16 protein-coding genes are annotated in these 21,396 nt (G+C 58.7%); 5 read left to right on the forward strand and 11 right to left on the reverse strand.

What is annotated here, in order from left to right:
* Nucleotides 1-274: 274 nt before the first annotated feature.
* A complete protein-coding gene (locus NLK58_RS11450; RefSeq protein WP_341580790.1) occupies nucleotides 275-2,692 on the forward strand; it encodes a xylulose 5-phosphate 3-epimerase in 2,418 nt (805 codons plus the stop codon).
* Here NLK58_RS11450 and NLK58_RS11455 read toward each other — a convergent pair.
* Entirely contained in the window at nucleotides 2,673-5,399 is a 2,727-nt protein-coding gene (locus tag NLK58_RS11455; protein ID WP_341580791.1) for an HAD-IC family P-type ATPase, read from the reverse strand. The genes NLK58_RS11450 and NLK58_RS11455 overlap by 20 nt on opposite strands.
* 109 nt (nucleotides 5,400-5,508) lie before the next feature.
* Nucleotides 5,509-7,254 carry an alkaline phosphatase gene (locus NLK58_RS11460; protein WP_117618663.1) on the reverse strand — a complete coding sequence of 582 codons (1,746 nt, stop codon included), beginning with the start codon at nucleotides 7,252-7,254 and terminating at the stop codon, nucleotides 5,509-5,511.
* Nucleotides 7,255-7,562: 308 nt separating this feature from the next.
* On the opposite strand from NLK58_RS11460, the gene NLK58_RS11465 reads away from it, so the two are divergent.
* Both NLK58_RS11465 and NLK58_RS11470 read left to right on the forward strand, forming a co-directional pair.
* A complete protein-coding gene (locus NLK58_RS11465; RefSeq protein WP_117618664.1) occupies nucleotides 7,563-8,255 on the forward strand; it encodes a helix-turn-helix domain-containing protein in 693 nt (230 codons plus the stop codon).
* Complete coding sequence (locus tag NLK58_RS11470; protein ID WP_227539261.1) at nucleotides 8,255-8,980, forward strand: nucleotidyl transferase AbiEii/AbiGii toxin family protein; 726 nt, start codon at nucleotides 8,255-8,257, stop codon at nucleotides 8,978-8,980. Before NLK58_RS11465 ends, NLK58_RS11470 begins: the two co-directional genes overlap by 1 nt.
* Before the next feature lie 237 nt (nucleotides 8,981-9,217).
* Here the strand turns inward: NLK58_RS11470 and NLK58_RS11475 are convergent, their stop codons facing one another.
* The 3 genes from NLK58_RS11475 to ald all read right to left on the reverse strand — a co-directional run bounded on the left by NLK58_RS11475 (nucleotide 9,218) and on the right by ald (nucleotide 11,727).
* Nucleotides 9,218-9,829 carry a Yip1 family protein gene (locus NLK58_RS11475; RefSeq protein WP_117618665.1) on the reverse strand — a complete coding sequence of 204 codons (612 nt, stop codon included), beginning with the start codon at nucleotides 9,827-9,829 and terminating at the stop codon, nucleotides 9,218-9,220.
* Between the two features lie 184 nt (nucleotides 9,830-10,013).
* Nucleotides 10,014-10,586 (reverse strand): glutathione S-transferase N-terminal domain-containing protein, encoded by a 573-nt coding sequence (locus NLK58_RS11480; RefSeq protein WP_117618666.1) that lies wholly within the window; start codon nucleotides 10,584-10,586, stop codon nucleotides 10,014-10,016.
* 22 nt (nucleotides 10,587-10,608) lie between these two features.
* A complete protein-coding gene (gene ald, locus NLK58_RS11485) occupies nucleotides 10,609-11,727 on the reverse strand; it encodes an alanine dehydrogenase (protein ID WP_341580792.1) in 1,119 nt (372 codons plus the stop codon).
* A 156-nt stretch (nucleotides 11,728-11,883) separates the two neighbouring features.
* On the opposite strand from ald, the gene NLK58_RS11490 reads away from it, so the two are divergent.
* Nucleotides 11,884-12,687 (forward strand): dienelactone hydrolase family protein, encoded by an 804-nt coding sequence (locus NLK58_RS11490; protein ID WP_162893716.1) that lies wholly within the window; start codon nucleotides 11,884-11,886, stop codon nucleotides 12,685-12,687.
* A 58-nt stretch (nucleotides 12,688-12,745) separates the two neighbouring features.
* Here NLK58_RS11490 and NLK58_RS11495 read toward each other — a convergent pair whose 3' ends face one another.
* From NLK58_RS11495 to cysZ, 6 genes are all read right to left on the reverse strand, one after another.
* Nucleotides 12,746-13,441 carry a lysophospholipid acyltransferase family protein gene (locus NLK58_RS11495; RefSeq protein ID WP_117618669.1) on the reverse strand — a complete coding sequence of 232 codons (696 nt, stop codon included), beginning with the start codon at nucleotides 13,439-13,441 and terminating at the stop codon, nucleotides 12,746-12,748.
* A gap of 169 nt (nucleotides 13,442-13,610) precedes the next feature.
* Nucleotides 13,611-13,817, reverse strand: a complete 207-nt coding sequence (locus NLK58_RS11500; protein ID WP_044389091.1) for a cold-shock protein — start codon at nucleotides 13,815-13,817, stop codon at nucleotides 13,611-13,613.
* A gap of 239 nt (nucleotides 13,818-14,056) precedes the next feature.
* Nucleotides 14,057-14,437 carry a fluoride efflux transporter CrcB gene (gene crcB / locus NLK58_RS11505; RefSeq protein ID WP_117618670.1) on the reverse strand — a complete coding sequence of 127 codons (381 nt, stop codon included), beginning with the start codon at nucleotides 14,435-14,437 and terminating at the stop codon, nucleotides 14,057-14,059.
* Nucleotides 14,438-14,455: 18 nt separating this feature from the next.
* The gene (locus tag NLK58_RS11510; protein WP_341580793.1) at nucleotides 14,456-16,906 is read right to left on the reverse strand and encodes an acyl-CoA dehydrogenase; all 2,451 of its coding nucleotides are present in this window, start codon (nucleotides 16,904-16,906) and stop codon (nucleotides 14,456-14,458) included.
* A 130-nt stretch (nucleotides 16,907-17,036) separates the two neighbouring features.
* Nucleotides 17,037-19,895, reverse strand: coding sequence for an RNA polymerase-associated protein RapA (gene rapA / locus NLK58_RS11515; RefSeq protein ID WP_341580794.1), 2,859 nt, complete (start codon nucleotides 19,893-19,895; stop codon nucleotides 17,037-17,039).
* 16 nt (nucleotides 19,896-19,911) lie between these two features.
* The gene (cysZ, locus tag NLK58_RS11520; protein WP_117620365.1) at nucleotides 19,912-20,661 is read right to left on the reverse strand and encodes a sulfate transporter CysZ; all 750 of its coding nucleotides are present in this window, start codon (nucleotides 20,659-20,661) and stop codon (nucleotides 19,912-19,914) included.
* A gap of 97 nt (nucleotides 20,662-20,758) precedes the next feature.
* Here cysZ and NLK58_RS11525 point away from each other — a divergent pair, with 97 nt between their 5' ends.
* Nucleotides 20,759-21,163, forward strand: a complete 405-nt coding sequence (locus tag NLK58_RS11525; RefSeq protein ID WP_117618673.1) for a VanZ family protein — start codon at nucleotides 20,759-20,761, stop codon at nucleotides 21,161-21,163.
* Nucleotides 21,164-21,396 lie beyond the last annotated feature (233 nt).

Raw genomic sequence — 21,396 nt, forward strand, 5'->3', positions numbered from 1 at the left:
GAAACCATGACATTCGGCAACGGGAAGTCTATTCCCAGGCCTGGTGCAGGCCGGTGGGAAGCCCTGTCCAGAATCGTGGGAGCCATGGATGGCGGAGCCGAGCGTACAGGAACGTATTCACAGCGTATTTTGGACAGGGCTTCCCACCGACCTGCGCTCCCCCGGAGGCAAAAAGCTTTACAGGAAAGATGTATTTCCGACTGACCTGCATCAATGGCTTTACCCGGCGGTGGTCTTAAAATCCCCTGACATACTGACGCCATGGAGGCCTTTCGTGCCATCGCCAACTCAATCAGCACCGGTGGACAACACCGCTTCGGACTGCCCCGATTACCGGCGCTGGTGCGACGGCTATGGTGTTGTCCAGCACAGCGAAGCAACCAGACACCAGGTCAGGGTTCTGGCGGAGCATCTGGTCGCTGCCGGGCACCAGCCGGATGCGGCAACAGTGTATCGCCGGCTTGCGGATCTGGACCGGCTCACCAGCGCCGGGCTCTGGCTGGTGGTTCATATGACCTATGCCCGCCGGGTCGATGTCTCGGGACAGCCGCTGGCACCCCAGGATTTCAAGACCAATCCCGAAGGCCACACAGGCGGCGCGCTGAACATGGTGCCGGCTTATGCCGGTTATCTGGCGCTGAACAATTTGACCGGTCGGACCCGGAGCTGGCTGATGGGCCAGGGCCATTGCGTGGCGGCGGTGGATGCCCTGAATGTCCTCACAGGCAATCTTCATCCAGAACAAGCCGGGCGTTATCGCGGGCCGGACGGGCTCTCGGCGCTGGTGTCCGATTTCTACAGTTACCGCCAGAAGCCGGACGGAACCATGGCGGCGCCGCTAGGAAGCCATGTCAATCCGCATACAGCGGGCGGCATACTGGAAGGCGGCTATCTGGGGTTCGCCGAGCTTCAGTATGCCCATATGCCATTGCCCGGGGAATCGTTAGTGGCCTTCCTGTCAGACGGCGCCGCCGAGGAGCAACGGGGCAGCGACTGGATTCCCCGCTGGTGGCGTGCGGAAGACTGCGGCGCCGTGATGCCGGTGATGATTGCCAATGGCCGTCGCATTGAGCAGCGCACCGAACTGGGCACCCGCGAGGGCCTGGAGCGTTTTGAAGCCCATCTGGAGCATCGCGGTTTTGTACCCTTCCGTTTTGATGGCCGGGATCCGTCTGCCTTCGTTTGTACCCTGTATGAGATGGAGCAGGCACTTGCCGCCAATGGCGAGGCGGCCCAGAGAGGCGAAAGCCGTTACCCGGTGCGGGTGCCCTATGGTATTGCGGAGACGGTCAAGGGCTACGGTTTTTTCGGGGCCGGCAATAATGCTGCCCACAACCTCCCTCTTCCGGGCAACCCACGCATGGATGCCCGTGCCCGGGAACTGTTCAACGAACATTCCGCCCGTTTATGGGTGGCGCCGGATGTGCTCCATAACTGCATTGCCGCGCTGAATCAGCATGCGAAGCAGGCCCGTCCACTTGAGCGGGATCACCCGTTGGCAACCCGGAATCCGCCGGATCCGGTGATTCCAAAACTGCCAGCCAATCCGGACCGAACCTCGCCCATGAAGGCAGTGGATGACTTTTTCCAGGCACTCGTGGCAGAGAATCCCGGCCTGAGGCCCCGAGTGGGCAACCCGGATGAATTGGCCAGCAACCGACTCGGTGGGGTTCTGGACAGTCTGAAACACCGGGTGAACGATCCTGAGAGCGACCAGGAATCGGTCCACGGTAAAATTATCACCGCCCTTAACGAGGAAGCCGTGGTCTCCGCCTGTCTGGCCAACAAGGCCGGGCTTAACCTGGTAGCCAGCTACGAGGCCTTCTGCGTAAAAATGCTCGGCGCCATCCGCCAGGAGCTGATCTTTGCCCGGCACCAGAAAGAGGTGGGCCGGCCGGCATGCTGGCTTGGCCTGCCGGTCATTGCCACTTCCCATACCTGGGAAAACGGTAAGAACGAGCAATCCCATCAGGACACCACCTTCTGCGAGAGCCTGCTCGGCGAAATGAACGATGTATCCCGCGTTCTCTTTCCGGCCGATTACAACAGCACACTCGCCTCGCTGCCATCGGTGTTCAGCGAACGCGGCAAGATAAGCTGCATGGTGATCCCGAAGCGCGAACGGCCCTGCGTCTTTGACACCCGGGAAGCCGAACTGCTGGCACGACACGGTGCCCTGGTGGTGGACGAAGACACGTCTGCCGGCGAGCCGTTGCTCTTGATGGCCAACGGCGCCTACCAGTTGTCTGAAGCTATACGGGCCTGCGAACGCCTTCGGGAAACCGGCACGCCGTTCCGGCTGGTCTATATCCAGGAGCCCGGCCGCTTCCGGCAGCCACGGGATACCATGGAGGCCGAAAGCTGCCTGTCTGAATTTGAACGCGAGCGGCTGTTCCCCCATCGCATTCACCGCCGGGTTGCCCTCACCCACATGCGCCCGGAAGTGTTCCGCGGGCATCTGTATCCGCTGTTCCCGGAGCCTTCACGGGCACGGGTTCTCGGCTACATCAACCGGGGCGGCACCCTGAATGAGGCAGGCATGCTGTTCGCCAATGGCTGCTCCTGGGCCCATACCCTGGCCGCCTGCGCCAGCGTTATGGATAAGCCGCCCGGCGAGTGGCTGTCCAGTGCCGAACTGGCTGCGGTGGAAGGCCGGGGTGACCCGACCATGATTACCCGGGGCCTGCCCTGAGCAGACGTTTTCTCAACGCGGTCTCGATTTCCAGAATCACCAGAAGCGCTACTCCGGAGCCAACAGCAAACCCAAGCATGTCGGGGCTCAGCGCTTCGCTGCCAAAGGTACTGTTGAACCAGGGCAGGTAAGTAAACAACAGCTGTAACAGGACAACGGCTGCAACCGCCAGCAACACGACCGGTGTTCCCAGTACACCGCGCAGGGTAATCGACGCGCTGTCGAGATACCGGACCGCAAACAGGTAAAACATTTCCATCGCCACCAACGTATTGACCGCCAGGGTACGGGCCGTGGTTTCGCTGCCATAATGATGCATGGCCCAGTACCAGGCCGCGAAGATGCCTGCCAGGAATAGCAACGATACAAAGACCACCCGCCAGACCACGAACCCCCGAAGCAGCGATTCATCCCGGGCCCGGGGCGGATGTTTCATGACATCTGGCTCCGCCGGCTCGAACGCCAGGGTCATGGCGAGGACCACCGAGCTGACCATGTTGACCCAGAGAATCTGCAATGCGGAGATCGGCAGGGTCAGCCCCAGAAGCAGGGCAGTGATCAGGCTGATAGATTCACCGCCATTGATCGGCAGCATGAAGGCAATGCCTTTTTTCAGGTTGGTGTAAACGGTCCTGCCCTCGCGCACGGCTGCGGCAATGCTGGCAAAGTTGTCATCCAGCAACACCACGGAAGACGCCTCCCTGGCAGCCTCAGACCCCTTCACCCCCATGGCAATTCCCACGTCTGCCCGTTTCAGGGCCGGCGCATCGTTTACGCCATCACCGGTCATGGCCACCACACCGTGCAGAGCCTGAAGCGCTGTCACCAATCTCAGCTTGTGCTCGGGGCTGGTGCGGGCAAAGACATCCACCTCACCTACAAGCTCACGTAACTGGTTGTCGTCGAGCTGGTCCAGTTCTCTACCGGTCAGCACACGATCGGTATTTTTCAGGCCCAGCTTCCTGGCAATGGCGCCGGCCGTTACCCCATGGTCTCCGGTGATCATCTTGACCCGGATTCCGGCGTCGTGGCAGTCGGCTATGGCCCGGATCGCCTCCTGCCGGGGCGGATCCAGCAGCCCGACCAGCCCCAGCAGTTCTGCCCCCTGGCCCAGATCCTCAATCGTCAGTTCGCTGATACCCCGCTCTGCCGGTTTACGGGCGATGGCCAACACCCTGAGCCCCCCGGATGCCATCTCGTCAATAACCTGCTCCCAGAGCGCCGGGTTCAGGGCCGTGGTCTCACCGGACTCCGTAACCTCGCTGGCACACATGTCGAGAATGCGCTCCGGCGCGCCTTTGAGGTAGATAACACTGTGGCCATGATGATCGTGGTTCAGCGTGGCCATGAAGCGATTCTGGGTATCGAAGGGGATTTCGTCTTTCCGGGGCCAGTCGGTGGCGCCGCTCTCGACATCAAACCCGGCTTTACGGGCAAACACCGAGAGCGCGGCTTCCATGGGATCGCCGTTGATACGGACCCGGCCGGAATCGTGGTGTACATGGGCATCGTTACACAGCGCCGCTGCCCGGGCCAGTTCATCCAGCAGGGGTGACTTCGCCAGCTGTCCCTGTTCGCTATTTACCGCACCACCAAGGTCATACCCTTCCCCGGTCACCTCCAGCCGAACACCAGACAACACCGCCCGGGTTACCATCATTTCGTTACGGGTCAGGGTTCCGGTTTTGTCGGAACAGATCACCGAGACCGCGCCCAGGGTCTCGATCACCGGCATGCGGCGAACGACCGCCTTACGGCGGGCCATCTGGCGCACGCCGATGGCCAGGGTGATGGTGAGAATGGCCGGCAAACCCTCAGGAATTGCGGCAACCGTCAGCCCCACCACGGCCATGAACAGCTCCCGGAATGGCAGGCCGCTGAACACCAGCCCGCCAAAGAAAATCGCAATGCCGGTAAGAATGACAATAATGGATAGTACCCGGGCGAACTTGTCCATCTGTTCCAGCAGTGGGGTTTTCAGGGTGGTGGTCTGGGCAAGCAGGCCGGAGATCCGGCCAATTTCAGTATTGGCGCCGGTACGAACCACGATGCCGCGACCGGTGCCGGTCGCTACCATGGTGCCGGAGAAGGCCATTCCGGCCTGGTCCCCAAGTGCCGCATCCGAAGGAACCGCCTCCGTCGATTTATCGACAGCCTCGGATTCACCGGTGAGGATGGCTTCATCGATTTTCAGGTTGTGGGATTTTTCCAGACGGAGATCGGCGGGCACCCGGTCGCCCGGCTCCAGCAGTACGGTATCGCCCGGAACGAGCCCGGCGGCGTCAATCTGATGCTGGCCATCGGCCCGCACCACCCGGGCCTTGGGCGCGAGCATGTGGCGGATGGCCGACAAAGCCTGTTCGGCCCTGCCTTCCTGAACAAAGCCCACCAGGGTCTGGATAACGACAACCGCCATAATGACTCCGGCGTCCACCCAGTGGCCGAGGCTGGCGGTAATCACTGCAGCCGATGCCAACACGTAGATCAGGAAATTCCTGAGTTGCCGGCCCAGCCTGGCCCAGGGCCCCTTGGCGCGGGCTTCGGGCAGCGCATTGGGCCCGTACCGGGCCAGTCGGCTCCCGGCTTCCTCTGCAGAAAGCGGACCGGCCGACTGTAGCCGGTTTCTGGCGCCCCCGGGTTCGAGCACGTGCCATTCAGCCTCCTGCTCAAGCTTCGCGCCATTTTTCCGTTCCACGGATTCTGCCATACCGTTTACACCTGCCTGCCCCTGCAATACCGCCATTAAACCCCGGGAACAACCCGGGGCGGCTTGCGCTGCATCAAGGACAGGACAGCTAACAGCAAGGACCGATTCCTTACCCCGCGGCTACGTTCTCGACGGTGCGATTGCCCTGCCCCGGCAACACCCTGCGGGATGAGGTTCGCGGGGCATCAACCTGATAATCCCGAGACTTGATGGTATCCACGAAATACCAGTCCGCCCGCGCCTCTTCCGGGGTAAAGGTCACCACCATATAACCCCGCTGATTCACGTTCAGGTAATCCAGATCATCCACCAGCAGACCAATGGCCTGTTCCGCGCCCGGAATCATGGCGTTGGGTATGCCCAGATACTCCTCAAGCCCTGGCGAGGTGACGGAGGAAGTGGCGAATTCGACGCCAACCTGATCACCGTTCCTGTCCTTCAGGTTATTAGCCCAGGCGTTGTGGGTATCACCGGCCAGCACAACAAGGTTCTTGTCGAGGGCCTTGGCGGTACCCAGCACCACTTCCCGCTCGTACTGGTAACCATCCCAGGCATCGAGGTTGTAGGGCGCAACCGTATTGATTCTGGCCAGCTCACCATCAGTCAGGCTCTGGTCACCCTGCAACGCGCGGACCTTGAGCTGAGCCAGCGCCGCCAGATTTTCCGGCAGGCCTTCCAACTGTTCGGTGGCAATCGCCACCAGCAATTCGGCGGGCAGATTCATCCGACCCATCAGCACCTGCTGGCCCAGGACCTGCCAGGTGGCACTGGAATAACTCAGGGAAGCCTGCAGCCAGAGCAGCTGCTCGGCGCCAAGCAGGGTTCGGTTCGGGCTGCCGACATCGGCAGTAAACCGGGCTGCATCCAGTCCTTCACCGGTAAAGTAATCCATGTAGTCCAGTTGCTGATCACGGCCGATGATACGGGTATCCAGCATGTGCAGATCCACCAGGTTACCAAACCGGAAGGTACGGAAAATGGCCTCGTCACTACCCTCAATCACCGGGCGGATCGGCATCCATTCAAAATAGGCCTTCAGGGCACTGAGTTTGCGCTCGGCAAAATCCCCTTCCCCGTCATTGTGATTCTCCGCGCCTTCCTTCCAGGTGTCGTTGGCCACTTCGTGGTCATCCCAGACCGCGATGAACGGCACCCTGGCGTGCAGGGACTGAAGGTCCTCGTCAGCCCGGTAGATGGCATAGCGCCGGCGGTAATCCTCCAGCTCAATCAGCTCCAGGTTGTTGTTCTCCGGAAAGGTTCGGCCCAGTGCTTCGGCATCACCGGCGCCGTAACTGCTGCTCTCGGAGCTGTATTCGTAGATGTAGTCACCCAGATGCACCACGGCATCGAGATCACTCTGCCTGCCGATCTCACGATAGACGTTGAAGTAACCGGCCGGGTAGTTGGCACAGGACACCACCGCAAGGCGGACGGATTCAACGCTGCCTTCCGGAAGTGTCCGGGTCATGCCGACCGTGGAACGGCTGCCAGTGGCCTGAAAACGATAGTAGTAGGTCTGCCCGGGCGCCAGTCCGCGGACATCCACCTTGATGGTAAAGTCATTGGCCTTTACCGCTTCGGCGGCACCTGAACGGACAAGGCCCTCAAAGGCCTCATCCGTGGCCACCTCCCAGGCCACCCCAACCGGGCGATCCTGGCCTGTCCCTGGCACCGCGCGGGTCCAGAGCACGACGCCGTCGGCGAGCGGATCACCACTTGCCACACCGTGAGTAAAACTGATGGCCCGTTCATCGGAGCTGTCCAGCACACAGCCGGCCAGACCGGTGGATACCACCACCGCCCCCATGCCCATGGCCGATGCCTTCAGAAAGTCCCGTCGCGTTAGTCGTTTCATTGCTATGTCATCCCCTGCGTTCGTCCTTTGTAGCATCGGCTTCCTGCGGTCCGCGCCGTTACTACTCCAACAGAAGAACCTAGTCGGGCTGCGTTAAGAACGCATTGCCAAATTACGACAGGGGGATGGCAAATCACGACAACTGCCCGGGATGTGCGCCAAGTACCACGAGGTGGCGGGTATATACTGGAATAGGTAAAACCGGAGACAAAGTGTGCAGAAACTTGCACAGCGACGTATAATGCACCTTAGCCCCTTAAAAGCATAGCCCCTTAAAAGCATAGCCCCTTAAAAAAGAGTACACCTCAATGTTAGCTCTCGAGACGACAGAATCTGATCAGAGACCTGGCTCACCCGCTGAGGCTATCGGAGCCGCGTTTCGCAGCGCCCGAAATGCGCGTGGCATGTCAGGCGAGGCGCTGGCGTCTGCAACAGGTTTATCGCGAAGGACGATTATCAAGATCGAGCAAGGCGACGAGAGCGTGGCCTTTGGCAGTTACCGGGCAGTAGCTCAATGCCTCAATCTCGACTGGCTTCTGGATGCCTTTTGCACAGACGCCAACAAAAGCTCTCCTCATCTTCCGAGGTACTATTTGTCGGGGGCCTCCGCACTGTCATTGCCCCCCGAAGATGGTCGACCGCCAGCTCTCTGGTACTCCAGCAGTTTGAGCAACCCGAAGAATTGGCGGGTCGCCGGAAAACACCTAACCCATACCGGCGAGCTAATCGGCGTTATCGGTTTGTGGAACGCGACGAAAGCAATCTCCCTTTACGGAGTGACTGTGCCGTGTATGTGGGCCGCGAGCCCGGAACGTGCGGTATTCGACTTGTTAATCCATCACTGCGAGATTAAACGCAAAGCGGTCCCAAACATCCAGGCATCTGACATCGACGATGTTGTTGACCTAGAGCAAGTGATCAACTGGATTGGCCTCTGCAGGGCATTCCTATCCCGGGAGGGTGAAGAGAATATAGGTGACTGGCTCGAAGGCGTTTACTGATGAAGCTGACCAAACAGCAGGGCATACACCAAAAAATCATGCAGGCAATTTGTGAAGTCATCCATGATGAGAACAAACCATTGGTTCTTAAAGGCGGTACGGCTTTGTTGTTGGGATACGACCTGCAGCGGTTCAGTGAAGACCTGGATTTCGACCTTACGATGCCCCTTGAGGGGCATCTGAATGTCAAAAGCATCTGTAAAAGTGCTCTGAAAAAGCTAACAGGACAGGGCATCAGGGTAACTCTCACTGACTTCAAAGACCTGAAGAAAACCGAAACAACACACCGTTGTCGTCCGATTTTTTCTGCAGGAAAGGATGTTCCACCCATTTCGATCAAAATCGAAATATCCTCTCGTTCTGCCCTAAATCCCGAGTGCATCCGATCCATCAACGGCATTAGCGTCTACTCAGTAAGCGAGATCGCGCGCCTAAAACTCCTGGCTGCCCAGGAAGATGAATCACGCCGCTACCGCACAGCCGCACGTGACCTTCACGACCTTGCATTTATTGCCAGTAACTGGGAAGCCGATTTGCCGGCCAACATCGTTGACCAGCTGGAGAACTTCCTTTGCGACCCCGCGTATTTGATGGAACGTTACGCCACTGCCTACGAAGATGACCCGATCCTAAATGGACGCCTGTTTGAGGATCTCAGCATCATAGAAAACTGGATGGACAACAGAGGTGAGGAAGACACCCTCTCGATGTTTAAGCCGAGCTGATAACGCAAGAGCGCCGAAGGGCGCACTCACTCAATGAGGAGGATTTAGGCCTCGCGCTGCAAAACAGTATGATCCGATTCGTATCCAACATATTTGCCATCGCCTGAATGCCGGAGCTTGAAGATATGTTGCATGATAAAGGGCCGCAAGCCCCTGAGGCTGGCGAAAGCCAGACACAGCAAAAAGGGGAGCAGTGCGCTCCCCTTTTTGCCTTGTTATGGCCGGATTACACCGGATCTATCCGCTGATGAAGACCGGCCCTACGCCAAAGTTCCAGAGAATCACGGAACCAACCCGGGTGGAAACCAGGATGACCAGGGCCACGGTGAGCAAGGCGCCGGCGTACATGACCGCCCGCTCCTTCTCGATGCCCATGACAATCGGCAGGCCGTCGTACATGAGCCAGGCGCCATAACACGCAGCAATCAGGAACACGATAGCGTTGAACCAGGGTACCGGATAAAGCAGGGCAAAACCGGCCAGAAACAGTGGCGTGCAGGAATACGCTGCCAGGGCAATGCCGTTGGACGGCACATACTCTTCCTTGGCGCCATAGGTTTTCGCCATCCAGTTGATAGCGTACCCCAGCGCAAAGACACCGACGAGCATGGCCAGATAGGTCAGCACGCTGAGTTGCAATGCGCTGATTTCCGTCAGCTTGATCAGACGCTCATTGCCCACCGTCCAGCCGAAATAGGCTGTCGATATATAGGCACTGATGGGCGCAATGGCTGCCAGGATAAGGACATAGGCAACATAGACCCGGCGTGGTGTTTCATGTTCTTTTCGTATGGAAGCCCATTCTTCACCAGGATGGGTAAAGAGACCGAACGCATGTGACAGGAGCATGGACAACCCCCTTTCCTTGCTGTTGTTGGTATTTTGAAATACGAAAACCGGAAACGGTCGGACCAGCGACCGTCCCTTGTTCTTAACTATAGTCAAGAATGAAAGAGTGCAAAGGAGAATTGACTAAAAAGCGGCCTGATGATCAGGTCAGTCAGGGCGACCGGCAGACAGCGGCCGCCGGACATCAGGAATTGCGGGGGTCGGTCTCGGCAACCCAGGGGTAATCCTTGCGGCTGTCGCGGAACGCCAGGAGGCCTTCAACGCCCGTAAAATCCACAAGATCACGGAAATCCAGCCAGTCCACCATGCAGTGGAGGCAGATCGCCGGGTAGTTCCAGGTCTCGAACTGACCGTCTTCCACCATCGCCGCCAGAGTGCGAAGCGTGGTCATGATCCGCTCGCGCTGAAGGTTGTAGAACATCAGGTCCTGACTGGTATCAATCCCGGAACGTTCAGACAGAAGCATGGTAACCGCGGAGTCATTGGCACCGTCGATCATGGTCAGCTGGTTCTGCTGATCCCAGGTTAGCGGATCCCTGCCCTGCTTGGCACTGATGTAGCGGGCGATGATCCGGGAATCGTAGATTTCCTGGCCACCGTCTTCGAGAACCGGGATTTTCAGGGTCGGGTTGTGGCGTCTGAGTTCGTCCCGGTCTTCACCATAGATGTCGAGATTCAGGAATTCATAGCGCTCTTCATCCAGCAGAATCCGGATGCGCCTGACGTAAGGCGAGGTGGTGGAGCCGATCAGTTTCATGGTTTCTCCGAGTGTTTCCCGCTCAGGATCCCAACAGGGATTCAGGGTTTGTGTATGGGTGCCCGGTAGCTTCAGCCACTTCCCTGTAGGTCACCTTGCCTGCAGCCACGTTGAGCCCGGCCCTCAGGTGCGGATCTTCCTTCATTGCCCGGTCCGGGCCCTTGTTGGCCAGCGCCGCCACGAACGGCAGGGTCACGTTATTCAGGGCCAGTGTCGACGTACGCGCCACGGCACCGGGCATGTTAGCCACGCAGTAATGTACCACACCATCAACGATATACGTGGGGTCATCGTGGGTTGTTGCCCTGGACGTTTCCGCGCACCCGCCCTGATCGATGGCGACATCCACGATAACGCTGCCCTCGGGCATACGCCGGATCATATCGCGGCTAATCAGCTTGGGTGCCGAGGCACCGGGAATGAGGACGCTGCCGATCACCAGGTCCGATTCCGTTACCGACTGGTCCAGCGTCTGGGCGGTGGAGAACAGGGTGGTAATCCGGTTGCCATAGAGGTGGTCCAGGAGCCGCAGTACCTCCATGTCGCGATCCAACACCGTGACCTGGGCACCAAGCCCGACAGCCATGGCCACGGCATTCTGGCCGACCACGCCACCACCTACGACGGCAACCCGTGCCGGGCTGACTCCGGGCACGCCACCGAGCAACACACCGCGACCGCCCATGGCCTTTTCCAGACAGTGTGCCCCGGCCTGAATCGACATCCGGCCCGCCACTTCCGACATCGGGGCCAGCAAGGGCAAACGGCCGGCGTGGTCGGTCACGGTTTCATAGGCAATACAGGTGGCGCCGGATTTCACCAGATCATCGGTCTGAGGCTTGTCCGGGGCCAGATGCAGATAGGTAAACAGCGTGTGATCCGGTCGTAGCATCGCCCGTTCTTCGGCCTGGGGTTCCTTGACCTTGACGATCAGTTCCGCCGTATCGAAGACTTCCTTTCCGGTATCCAGAATCCTGGCCCCCACCTGTCGGTAATCGTCATCGGTAAATCCGATTGCAATGCCGGCCCCGGTCTCCACGAAGACCTCATGGTTATGGCCGCATAGCTCATGCACTGCTGCCGGCGTCATGCCTACCCGGTATTCACGATTCTTGATTTCCTTTGGCACACCGATTTTCATGCACTGCCTCCAAAGCATCCGCCGATTTGCAAGTGTCTGCATGAAGTGTAGTCAAAAGATCCTATACTGGTTTGGCAACTGACTGCACCGGTTTACCGGTTCCGGACGCAGAATTCCGGACAAAACCACCCCAACCCACAAGGAGCAGGAAACATCATGATTACTCTGAAAAAAGCGGCCACAGCCGCAACCCTGTCACTGACTCTCGCAAGCACGCAGGCACTGGCAGAAATGCAGACCAAAACCGTCGAATACAAGGTCGGTGATACCACCTTCACCGGCTACATGGCCTGGGACGATGAGTTCGAGCAGAAGCGCCCCGGCGTTCTGGTGGTTCACGAATGGTGGGGCCACAACGAGTTCGCCCGTGACCAGGCGGAAAAACTGGCTGCGGCAGGCTACACCGCATTTGCCCTGGACATGTATGGCTCCGGCAAACAGGCGGACCATCCGGATACCGCCCAGAAGTTCATGCAAGAAGCCACCAAGGACATGGACCAGGTCAAAGCCCGTTTCATGAAGGCCATGGAGATTTTGCAGAACCATGAAAGCGTTGATGCCTCACGCATTGCCGCACAGGGCTATTGCTTTGGCGGCGCTGTGGTCCTGAACATGGCCCGGATGGGCGTGGATCTGGATGGCGTCGTCAGCCTTCACGGCGCTCTTGGCAGTCCCATTAGCGCTGAACCCGGAGTGGTGAAGGCACGGGTTCAGGTATACACCGGTGGCGCCGACCGGATGGTGCCCTCCGAGCAGGTCGCCGGGCTGGTCAAGGAAATGCAGGATGCGCAAGTCGACCTCACGCTGGTGACTTTCCCCGGCGTTCTGCACTCGTTCACCAATCCTGGCGCAGATAAGCTCGCTAAAGAATTCGGCATGCCGATTGGCTATGACGAAGAGGCCGCTACCCGCTCCTGGAAAGGTACCATGGCGTTTTACGAGGAGATTTTCGCCCTGTAATTCACCGATATCCCTTCGGGAGTTCAAAACCCGGCAAAGTTGTCGGGTTTTTTATGCCTCAGAGTGACGAAGCGATGCTGTTTCGAACATCCGTCATCAAGTCATCAAGGGGTAAATCCCCGGTGGCCACCGGAGGATGGATCACGATTTCAATCTCACCGGGAGTGAAGGCAGCATGCCCCTTGGGAAGCCGCTGGTGGGAGCCCCGGATGGTAACAGGGAGAATCGGAAGCTGGCCATCCTTGGCGATCACAAAACCACCTTTCTTGAACGGCAGCAGCTTCCCGTCCAGAGAGCGTGTGCCCTCCGGAAAAATCAGGATGCCAGTGCCATTGGGCAGTTGGGCAACACCCCGCTTGATACTCTCCAGCGCATCACTGCCCCTGGACCTGTCGATAAACAGGTTGCGGGAAGTCTCCAGTGCCAGCCCGAACAGGGGCACCTTGCGCAGTTCCTTCTTGATTACCCAGCGGTACTGCAACCGGAGCGCCAGCACCAGGGCCGGAGGATCAAAGTAGGAGGCGTGATTGCTCAGAATCACATAACGCTGACCGGGCTGAATGTTTTCCCTGCCACGGACCCGCAGCCGGATACCGCAGACTTTCAGGATCCCCCAGGCATAGATCCGGGTACCGTGAAACGCCGCATCACCGCGCTTTCCGGAAAGAGCGGCGATCACGATCGGCAAAAACAGGATCAGCGTGAGCGATATGGCCCAGAACAGAATCCAGGCAGCTTTGAGCATTCGGAGCATGAAATGATTCCTGTAGGTCTCGACTTCCGTTTTAACGAGCAACAGGGAAACAAAGATTACACAGCGCGGGGAAAATCACAAAACGGATAGCCACGGAAGGATGATTTCAAGATGAAAAAAAGGCAGCCGAAGCTGCCTTTCTGGCGGTTATTCCCGAATCCCTCAGGGATTACAGCGGAACAACGTTCTCCGCCTGGGGACCTTTCTGGCCCTGGGTAACGGTGAACTCAACCTGCTGGCCTTCTGCCAGAGTCTTGAAACCGCTGCCCTGAATAGCGCTGTAGTGAACAAAAACGTCCGGGCCGCCTTCACGAGTGATAAAGCCAAAGCCTTTTGCTTCGTTGAAGAACTTAACAGTACCGGTAGTAGTAGACATACTTAAACTTCCTGAAATCAATCATATTATCTGCCGCCGTACACCCTCGTGGTGCAAGGTCGACGTTTTGCGGAAATACAGAACTCGCGGAATCAGAAACAGGACGGTCACTACACACTGCGGAGGTACGCCTTATTCATGAAATGCTTTACTGAATCTTTCCTACATTTTTAACTCTACTCCTGAATCCGAGACTTGCCAAGGGTATTTTCAAGAAAAAATATAGGTAGTGATACCCATCAGCCCTTCACCAGGCCGAAGGTGTAAATTCCCAATGCAGTCATCAGGATGGAGCCCACCACATGGGCCAGAATACCGGTGATGGCCATGGCCCATTTGCCTTCCTGGATGGCGGCGAACATCTCCAGAGAAAAGGTAGAGAACGTGGTCAGCGCGCCGCACAGTCCGGTAATGGCAAACAGCCGCCACTCCGGCGCCAGGGTGCTGCCATGACTGAAATAACCGATCAGCAGGCCGATCAGCCAGCCACCACTGAGGTTGGCGACCAGCGTACCGTAAGGAATTGCATGGTAGGTGGCATTCAGCCACAACCCCAGGGCCCAACGAAGGTTGGCGCCGATCACGGCGCCAACACTTACTGCAAAAAAAGACAACCACATGTCAGAGCATGTCTCCGGTCAGGCAGGATTGTGGTCAATCACAGACTCCTTGTTGTGCGCAAAGGCATCAAACGGGAAGTCGTCCACAGTCAGCATTTCCAGCACCACGGCTTCGTACTGACGCATGAAGTCCGTCTCTTCCCTGGTGTAAACACCGGCCTCCAGGGCCGCTTCGAACCGCTCTTCCGGATGCAGCGCCGTCATGGGCAGCTCGCCCCTAGCGTAGGCCTTGGTGACCTTCCGGTACAGCTGTTCGGCCTTGTCATAGTCTTTGAGCAGACCATTGTAACGGGCAACCGGGTTCTCCACCGTGCCTTCGCCATCGCTAGTCCAAATGCTGGCGATCAGTTTATTGCGAATCGGCGTATCGGTGGAGATGGCGCGGGCCAGTTTACGGGCCAGATCATCCCCGGGGCTGCCCCAGCGGCGACCCAACGGCATGGTAACAGCGCGCAAGACCAGCGCCACGGCGCGGTTGGGCAGGTTCTGCAGGAACTCATCCAGCGCGTTTTCAGTGCGATGCATCAGCAGGCCCAGACTGTACTCCATCACTTCCTTCTCGCCTTGCACCGGCTGAGTCTCGTGCCAGTTCTTCAGCACCATGGATGCGAGGTACAGGTTGGACAGCATATCTCCCAGGCGCGCCGAGATCAGCTCACGCATTTTCAGCTCGCCGCCCAGGGTGGTCATGGCGGCATCAGAACACAGACCGAAGGCCGCGCTGAACCGGACCACCGCCTGAGCGTATTTCCGGCTGGCACTGTCGAACGGCACATCCGCCCGACCAAGGCCAAGTGCCTGGGTGAAGGCGCGGGCAGCATTGCCGAAGATCAGACCGGCATGACCGAAGATGGCGCCGTCGAACGCCTTGATATCATCGTTATCCTTGGCCGCCAGTTCCTTGAGCACGTAAGGATGACAGCGGATCGCTCCCTGCCCGAAGATCATCAGGCTGCGGGTCATGATGTTGGCACCCTCAACGGTGATCGAAACGGCCGCACCGCTGAAACTGATACCCAGATAGTTGCGGGGGCCGAGGGTCACCGTCTTGCCACCGTGGACGTCCATGGCATCGGTGAGGATGCCTCTCTGGAACTCGGTCAGGTGATACTTGAGAATCGCAGACGGCACCGCCGGCTTCTCGCCTTTGTCGATCATGTTGGCGGTATGGTTAACCGCCGCCTGAGCGATATAGGTCTTGGCGGCAATGCGGGCCAGGGGCTCCTGCACACCTTCCATATCCGCAACCGGCGTGTTGAACTGGCGACGGATCCGGGTGAAGCCACCGGCGGTAGCCACGGAATAGGCAGCCGCACCGGCGGCACCGGAAGGCAGGGTAATACAGCGGCCAACCGACAGGCATTCAACCAGCATGCGCCAGCCCTGGCCCGCCATCTCCACACCACCGATGATGTAATCCAGCGGAATGAATACGTCCGTGCCCTTGATCGGTCCGTTCAGGAACGGGCTGCCGATCGGGCAGTGGCGGCGGCCGATTTCCATACCCTTGATGTCCCGGGGGATCAGGGCGCAGGTAATGCCATAATCCTTGGTGTCGCCCAGCACCCCGTCCGGATCAAACATCCGGAAGGCCAGGCCCACAACCGTGGCGATGGGTGCGAGGGTAATCCAGCGCTTCTCGAAATTGAGCCGGATTCCCACCACTTCCTTGCCATCCACTGTCTGCTTGCAGACGATGCCGGTGTCAGGCAGTGAGGTTGCATCCGAGCCGGCACGGGGGCCGGTCAGGCCGAAACAGGGGATCTCACGGCCATCGGCCAGACGTGGCAGGTAGTGATTCTTCTGGTCGTCGGTTCCGTATTTGACCAGCAACTCACCCGGGCCGAGAGAGTTGGGTACGCCGACAGACACCATCAGTGATTCGTTCGCAGCCAGTTTCTGCAGAACCGCTGTCTGGGCCTTGGCCGAGAACTCCAGGCCGCCGTATTCCTTCGGGATAATCATGCCGAAGAATTTTTCCTTCTTGAGGAAATCCCACAGCTCCTTCGGCAGGTCCGCACGCTCAACCGCCACGTCCCAGGCGTTGCACATGGAGATGGCCTGGGTGCACTGATTGTCCACGAAAGCCTGTTCTTCCTCGCTCAGGCCGGTATAGCGGTTAACCAGCAGGTTGTGCCAGTCCGGACGACCGGTAAACAGTTCGCCATCCCAGCCCACAGTGCCCGCTTCCAGAGCGACTTTCTCGGTATCCGAAACCTTGGGCGCGACTTTCTTGAACATCGCAAAAATGCGGGGTGTCAGCCAGCTCTGGCGGAAACCTGGCAAGCCTGCGGCCGCTGTTGCCGCGGCACCGATAAACAGCACCAGCGCCAGCCAACCGGAGGCAAAGATCAGGGACAGCAAACCGGTCCCTGCCATCACACCAATGGCGGACGTTGCACCGGACTCGCGCCGCATCACAATCAACAGGCCGGCCAGTGCCACTACAAACAGAATGAAAGTCATCATAGGTTCTCTCTGTCATCCATGGTTCAGGAATGTTGAAGACTACAATTTGTTACGTTCACCGTACCGCATCAGAGGATGGCTGACCAGCAAATGCCGCACAGTCAGCCAGTTACAGCCGTCACACCCCGGCTTACGCAGTCACTATCACCCGGATGCCTTCCAGGGCGAGACTGGCATGGCCAATGGCATCCCGGGCCGCCTCGAACTGGCCCCGGAAATAGTCGATTTCCTCTTCACGAATCGCCGGATTTACCCTCTGCAGCGCTTCCAGCCTGCGAATCTCCGGTTCAAAGCTGGCAGCTAGCTGGTCAAGGGCCTGCGCCTTCAGGGGCTCAAGGTGAGGCTTGGACAAACGCTCCACATGATCCACCATGGTTTCAACCTCAGGACGAATCTGCGGCACGATGGCCTGGGCCGTGCGCCGGCGGATGTTTGAGCACAGGTCGTTCAACCGGTCATGGGGCAACGCACCGGATAACTCCTTGCCGTTCACATCCACCAGCAGTCGCAACGGCGAGACCGGCAGGTAGCGGGTCAGCTGCAGGGCATCCGGGGCGGGACAGTGCACAGTAAACAGCGCCTCCATCAGCAAAGTACCCGCCGGCAGCGCTTTCACAGACAGACTGGCCAGGGCCGCCTTGCCCAGGCCGGAACTGGTGACCGAATCCATCACCCCGGTCACCATCGGGTGCTCCCAGCTCATAAAGGCCAGATCTTCCCGTTCCAGGGCATTCCGGCGATCCCAGGTCACCGTTATGCCGTCTTCCGGCAACTCGGCCACGTGACCGGCCTGGTATTGCTCACCGGGGCGGAGAATGTCGGAATGATCAGCGTGGTCTTCCACATCCACCCCGAGAATGTCGAAGGCCTCCATCATGTAGTCACGAACCCGGACCTCACCTTCTTCTTCCTCAATGGCGGCGATCAGACCTTCAGCCACATCCCGGCGGCAGGAATTGAGTTCAATCAGCGCATCACGGCCGTTCTGGAGCAGCGTTTTCAGACGCTGCGACTCTTCAGCCGTGGCCCTGACCAGCTCAATAGCATCGGTGTCACCCTCGATGGCCTTCTGCCATTGGCTCTGGACAGCCTCCTGAACCGCCACGCCAACCGCACAGCTTTCGGCAAAGGCATTCAAACCTTCGTGGAACCACCGGAACTGAACTTCCTGGCTGGTCCCTTGCAGGTAAGGAATATGGATATCAATGGCTTCGGTCTGGCCGATCCGGTCCAGGCGACCGATGCGCTGCTCGAGCAGATCCGGATTGGCAGGCAGATCAAACAGCACCAGGTGATGGGCGAACTGGAAGTTCCGGCCCTCACTGCCGATCTCGGAACAGATCAGCGCCTGGGCACCCTGTTCACTATCCGCAAAATAGGCCGCAGCCCGGTCGCGCTCAAGAAGGCTAAGGTGCTCATGGAATGCGGCACTGCGGATACCGGCGCGTAGCTGGAGATAGTGTTCAAGGGCCATAGCGGTTTCGGCGCGGGCGCAGATGACGACTGCCTTGGCGGGACGCAGGCTGGCCAGTTTTTTCTCCAGCCAGGCCACCCGGGGATCGTCTGCCAACCATCGTTCCTCAGATACCAACTGCTCGGGCGCCAGTCCCTGCATTCCGGAGACCTGCCCCTTGTAGATATCCGGGCATGGCAAGGGCGCGGGGGCCGGACGACGCTCGGGGAACCCTTGAATCGCCGCCCGGGTGTTACGGAACAGCACGCGGCCGGTGCCATGGCGATCCAGCAAGGCATCAATCACCGACTGGCGGGGGGCATCACCGGCCAGCAACTGATCCAGCTCCTCACCCAGCCAGGCCTGCAGCAGTTTTCGATCGCCCGCGCTTATGTCGGAACGCTCGTCCTGCAGCCTGCGGACCACGTTGTTGATGACCTCGTACTGCTGTTCCTCCTCCCGGAATGCCTCCAGATCGTGAAAACGCGCGGGGTCCAGTAACCGCAACCGGGCAAAGTGACTGGCCACACCGACCTGTTCGGGGGTCGCTGTCAGCAGCAACAGGCCACGACTGATCGCCGAAAGCTCTTCCACCACCTGGTATTCGGGGCTGACTTGCCCCGGGCTCCAGGCCAGATGGTGGGCCTCGTCCACAATCATCAGGTCCCAGTCGGCCCGGAGGGCATCCTCACGGGCCTGCAGGCTGTTCACCAGGAAGTCGAGGCTGCAAAGCACCAACTGGTCGCTTTCGAAGGGATTGACAGAGTCATCGCCGCCGAAGATGTGGTTTACCAGCGCATCGACATCGCTTTCTTCATCTTTCAGGGCGTCGTAGCGGCTCTGGTCCAGGATCGAAAAACGCAGGTTGAAGCGCCGGAGCATTTCCACCAGCCACTGATGCGTCAGGGAATCCGGCACTACGATGAGTGCGCGCTTTGCCCGCCCGGTGTGAAGCTGGTAGTGCAGGATCAGGCCTGCTTCGATGGTTTTGCCGAGACCCACCTCGTCTGCCAGCATAACCCTCGGCGCATGGCGCCTTGCCACCTCATGGGCGATGTAGATCTGGTGCGGCAGATGCTGGGTACGGGCACCGATCAGCCCCTGGGCCGGGGACCCACGCAGGCGATTCATGTGCTGGAGTGTGGCGAACCTCAGACGAAAGGCGCCGTTTCGGTCGAACTGACCCGCAAACAGCCGCTGGTGCGGGGCCGAGAAATTCACTGATCCGGCCAGCTTCACTTCGGAGATTTCGTGCAGGTCAGTGCCATCATCCGCGTGATACATCAGCACGCCACCGAGATCCTCGACCGCGCGCACGATATAACGCTCACCCTCAAAGGTCTCAATTTCCTCCCCGACCTGATAAATGATGCGGGAAAGCGGTGCGTTATCAATTGCATAGGTGCGCTCCTCATCGGCAGCAGGGAATCCCAGGGTAACCCTTCGGCCAGAGATGTCCGTGACAATCCCCAACCCCAGGCCAGTATCACTGTGGCTGACCCAACGCTGACCGATAACAAATTCCGATGTATCCAAGAAACCTCCAGACCGATTAATTTCTGGTCGCGCCGTTCTCGCGCACCCAGTAAGCCGTAGCCCCACACACCGCCGCCGGCACCACAAACAGGTTCAGAACCGGCACCATGGCCGCCAATGCCACCGGCAGGCCAAAGCCGAATGCCGACAACCGCGTATCACCCAGTAGGCGGCGCAATGCCGGGAAACTGACCTTATGATTGTCTGCGGGATAGTCGACATACTGCAGCGCCATCATCCAGCTGTTGAAAACAAACCACAGAACGGCTGCAACCAGGTTAACCACCGGGATCAGACCGATGATCAGCAGGCCGATGGCTCGGGGCAGGTAGTAGAGAATTTTCTGTACCTCGCGCCAGAGCGCGCGTGGAATGTCTTTGATGATCGTTGCCCAGCTGTCATCGGTGTTGACCTCCTGACCGGTCAGATGTTTTTCGGTCAGTTCGGCAAGGTATCCGTAGAATGGGGAGCCGATGAGGTTGGCAACAATCACAAAACCATACGCCAGCATTAACAGAATGACGGCGCCATAAAGAATCCAGAACAGCCAGTCCATTGCCTGGAGCCAGGCCCAGTCCGGCAGCCAACCCATGGCGGCGGCAACCAGGCCGGCAAAAAGCTCGCCCAGGAAGATGAACAGCAACCCGAAGAGCAGGATATTGATAACAAGTGGAATAATGACAAATAGCCGCAGGCCGGGCTGACGAATCAGGCGGAAACCTTCACCCAGATAGCCCAGTCCACGAAAAAAATTACCTTTGAGCATCGCTGGCAGGACCTCCGCTTCCATGACAATGACGGGGCGCAAAGCATATCATGTTGGCAACATTCCCACAGCCCGGCAACTCTCAGGGACTTCCCCGATGGCAACACTGAAACATCGACTGACCAGCCTGCTGAACTATCGCGCACTGTGGCGGGTAGCCTTTGTGATATCCGTGCTGGCCATCGGGTTCCTGGCGACAACGGATAATCCTTATCCCGTGCCCTCGTCATCCAGCGACAAGGTGAACCACCTGGTCGCCTTCCTTGAACTCACCATCCTGACCCGCCTCTCGTGGCCGGATCTCCGGGCCATCTGGTTTGTGCCGGCACTGCTGGCATTTGGCCTGGGTATTGAGGCCATTCAGGCGAACCTGCCATACCGGGACTTTTCCCTGGCCGATCTGGCCGCAGACGCCGCCGGCATCGCCATCGGGCTCCTCCCCTGGCCCGGCATCCGAAAGACTGGAAAACCGGATTTGAGAAATTCACCCGAATCGTTGTGAGATATCTCCTACAAGCACGTGCGATCTTGCAGTGACATCGCGTACGCGGGGGCATTAGCCGACCCTCATGAAAAACCTAACCCACTGATAATCATAATTTATTGCTGGATACCCTCCCGAAGCCGTTAACGGCGAGCGCGCCGTTCACACGATTGTCAATATTCAATTGGTATAGTCTTTACATCAAGGATGACAGGGAAAAGGACGACGCACTGGATGCACCCCGGCATGGA

The organism is Marinobacter metalliresistant, assembly GCF_038098645.1.
Lineage (GTDB): Bacteria > Pseudomonadota > Gammaproteobacteria > Pseudomonadales > Oleiphilaceae > Marinobacter > Marinobacter metalliresistant.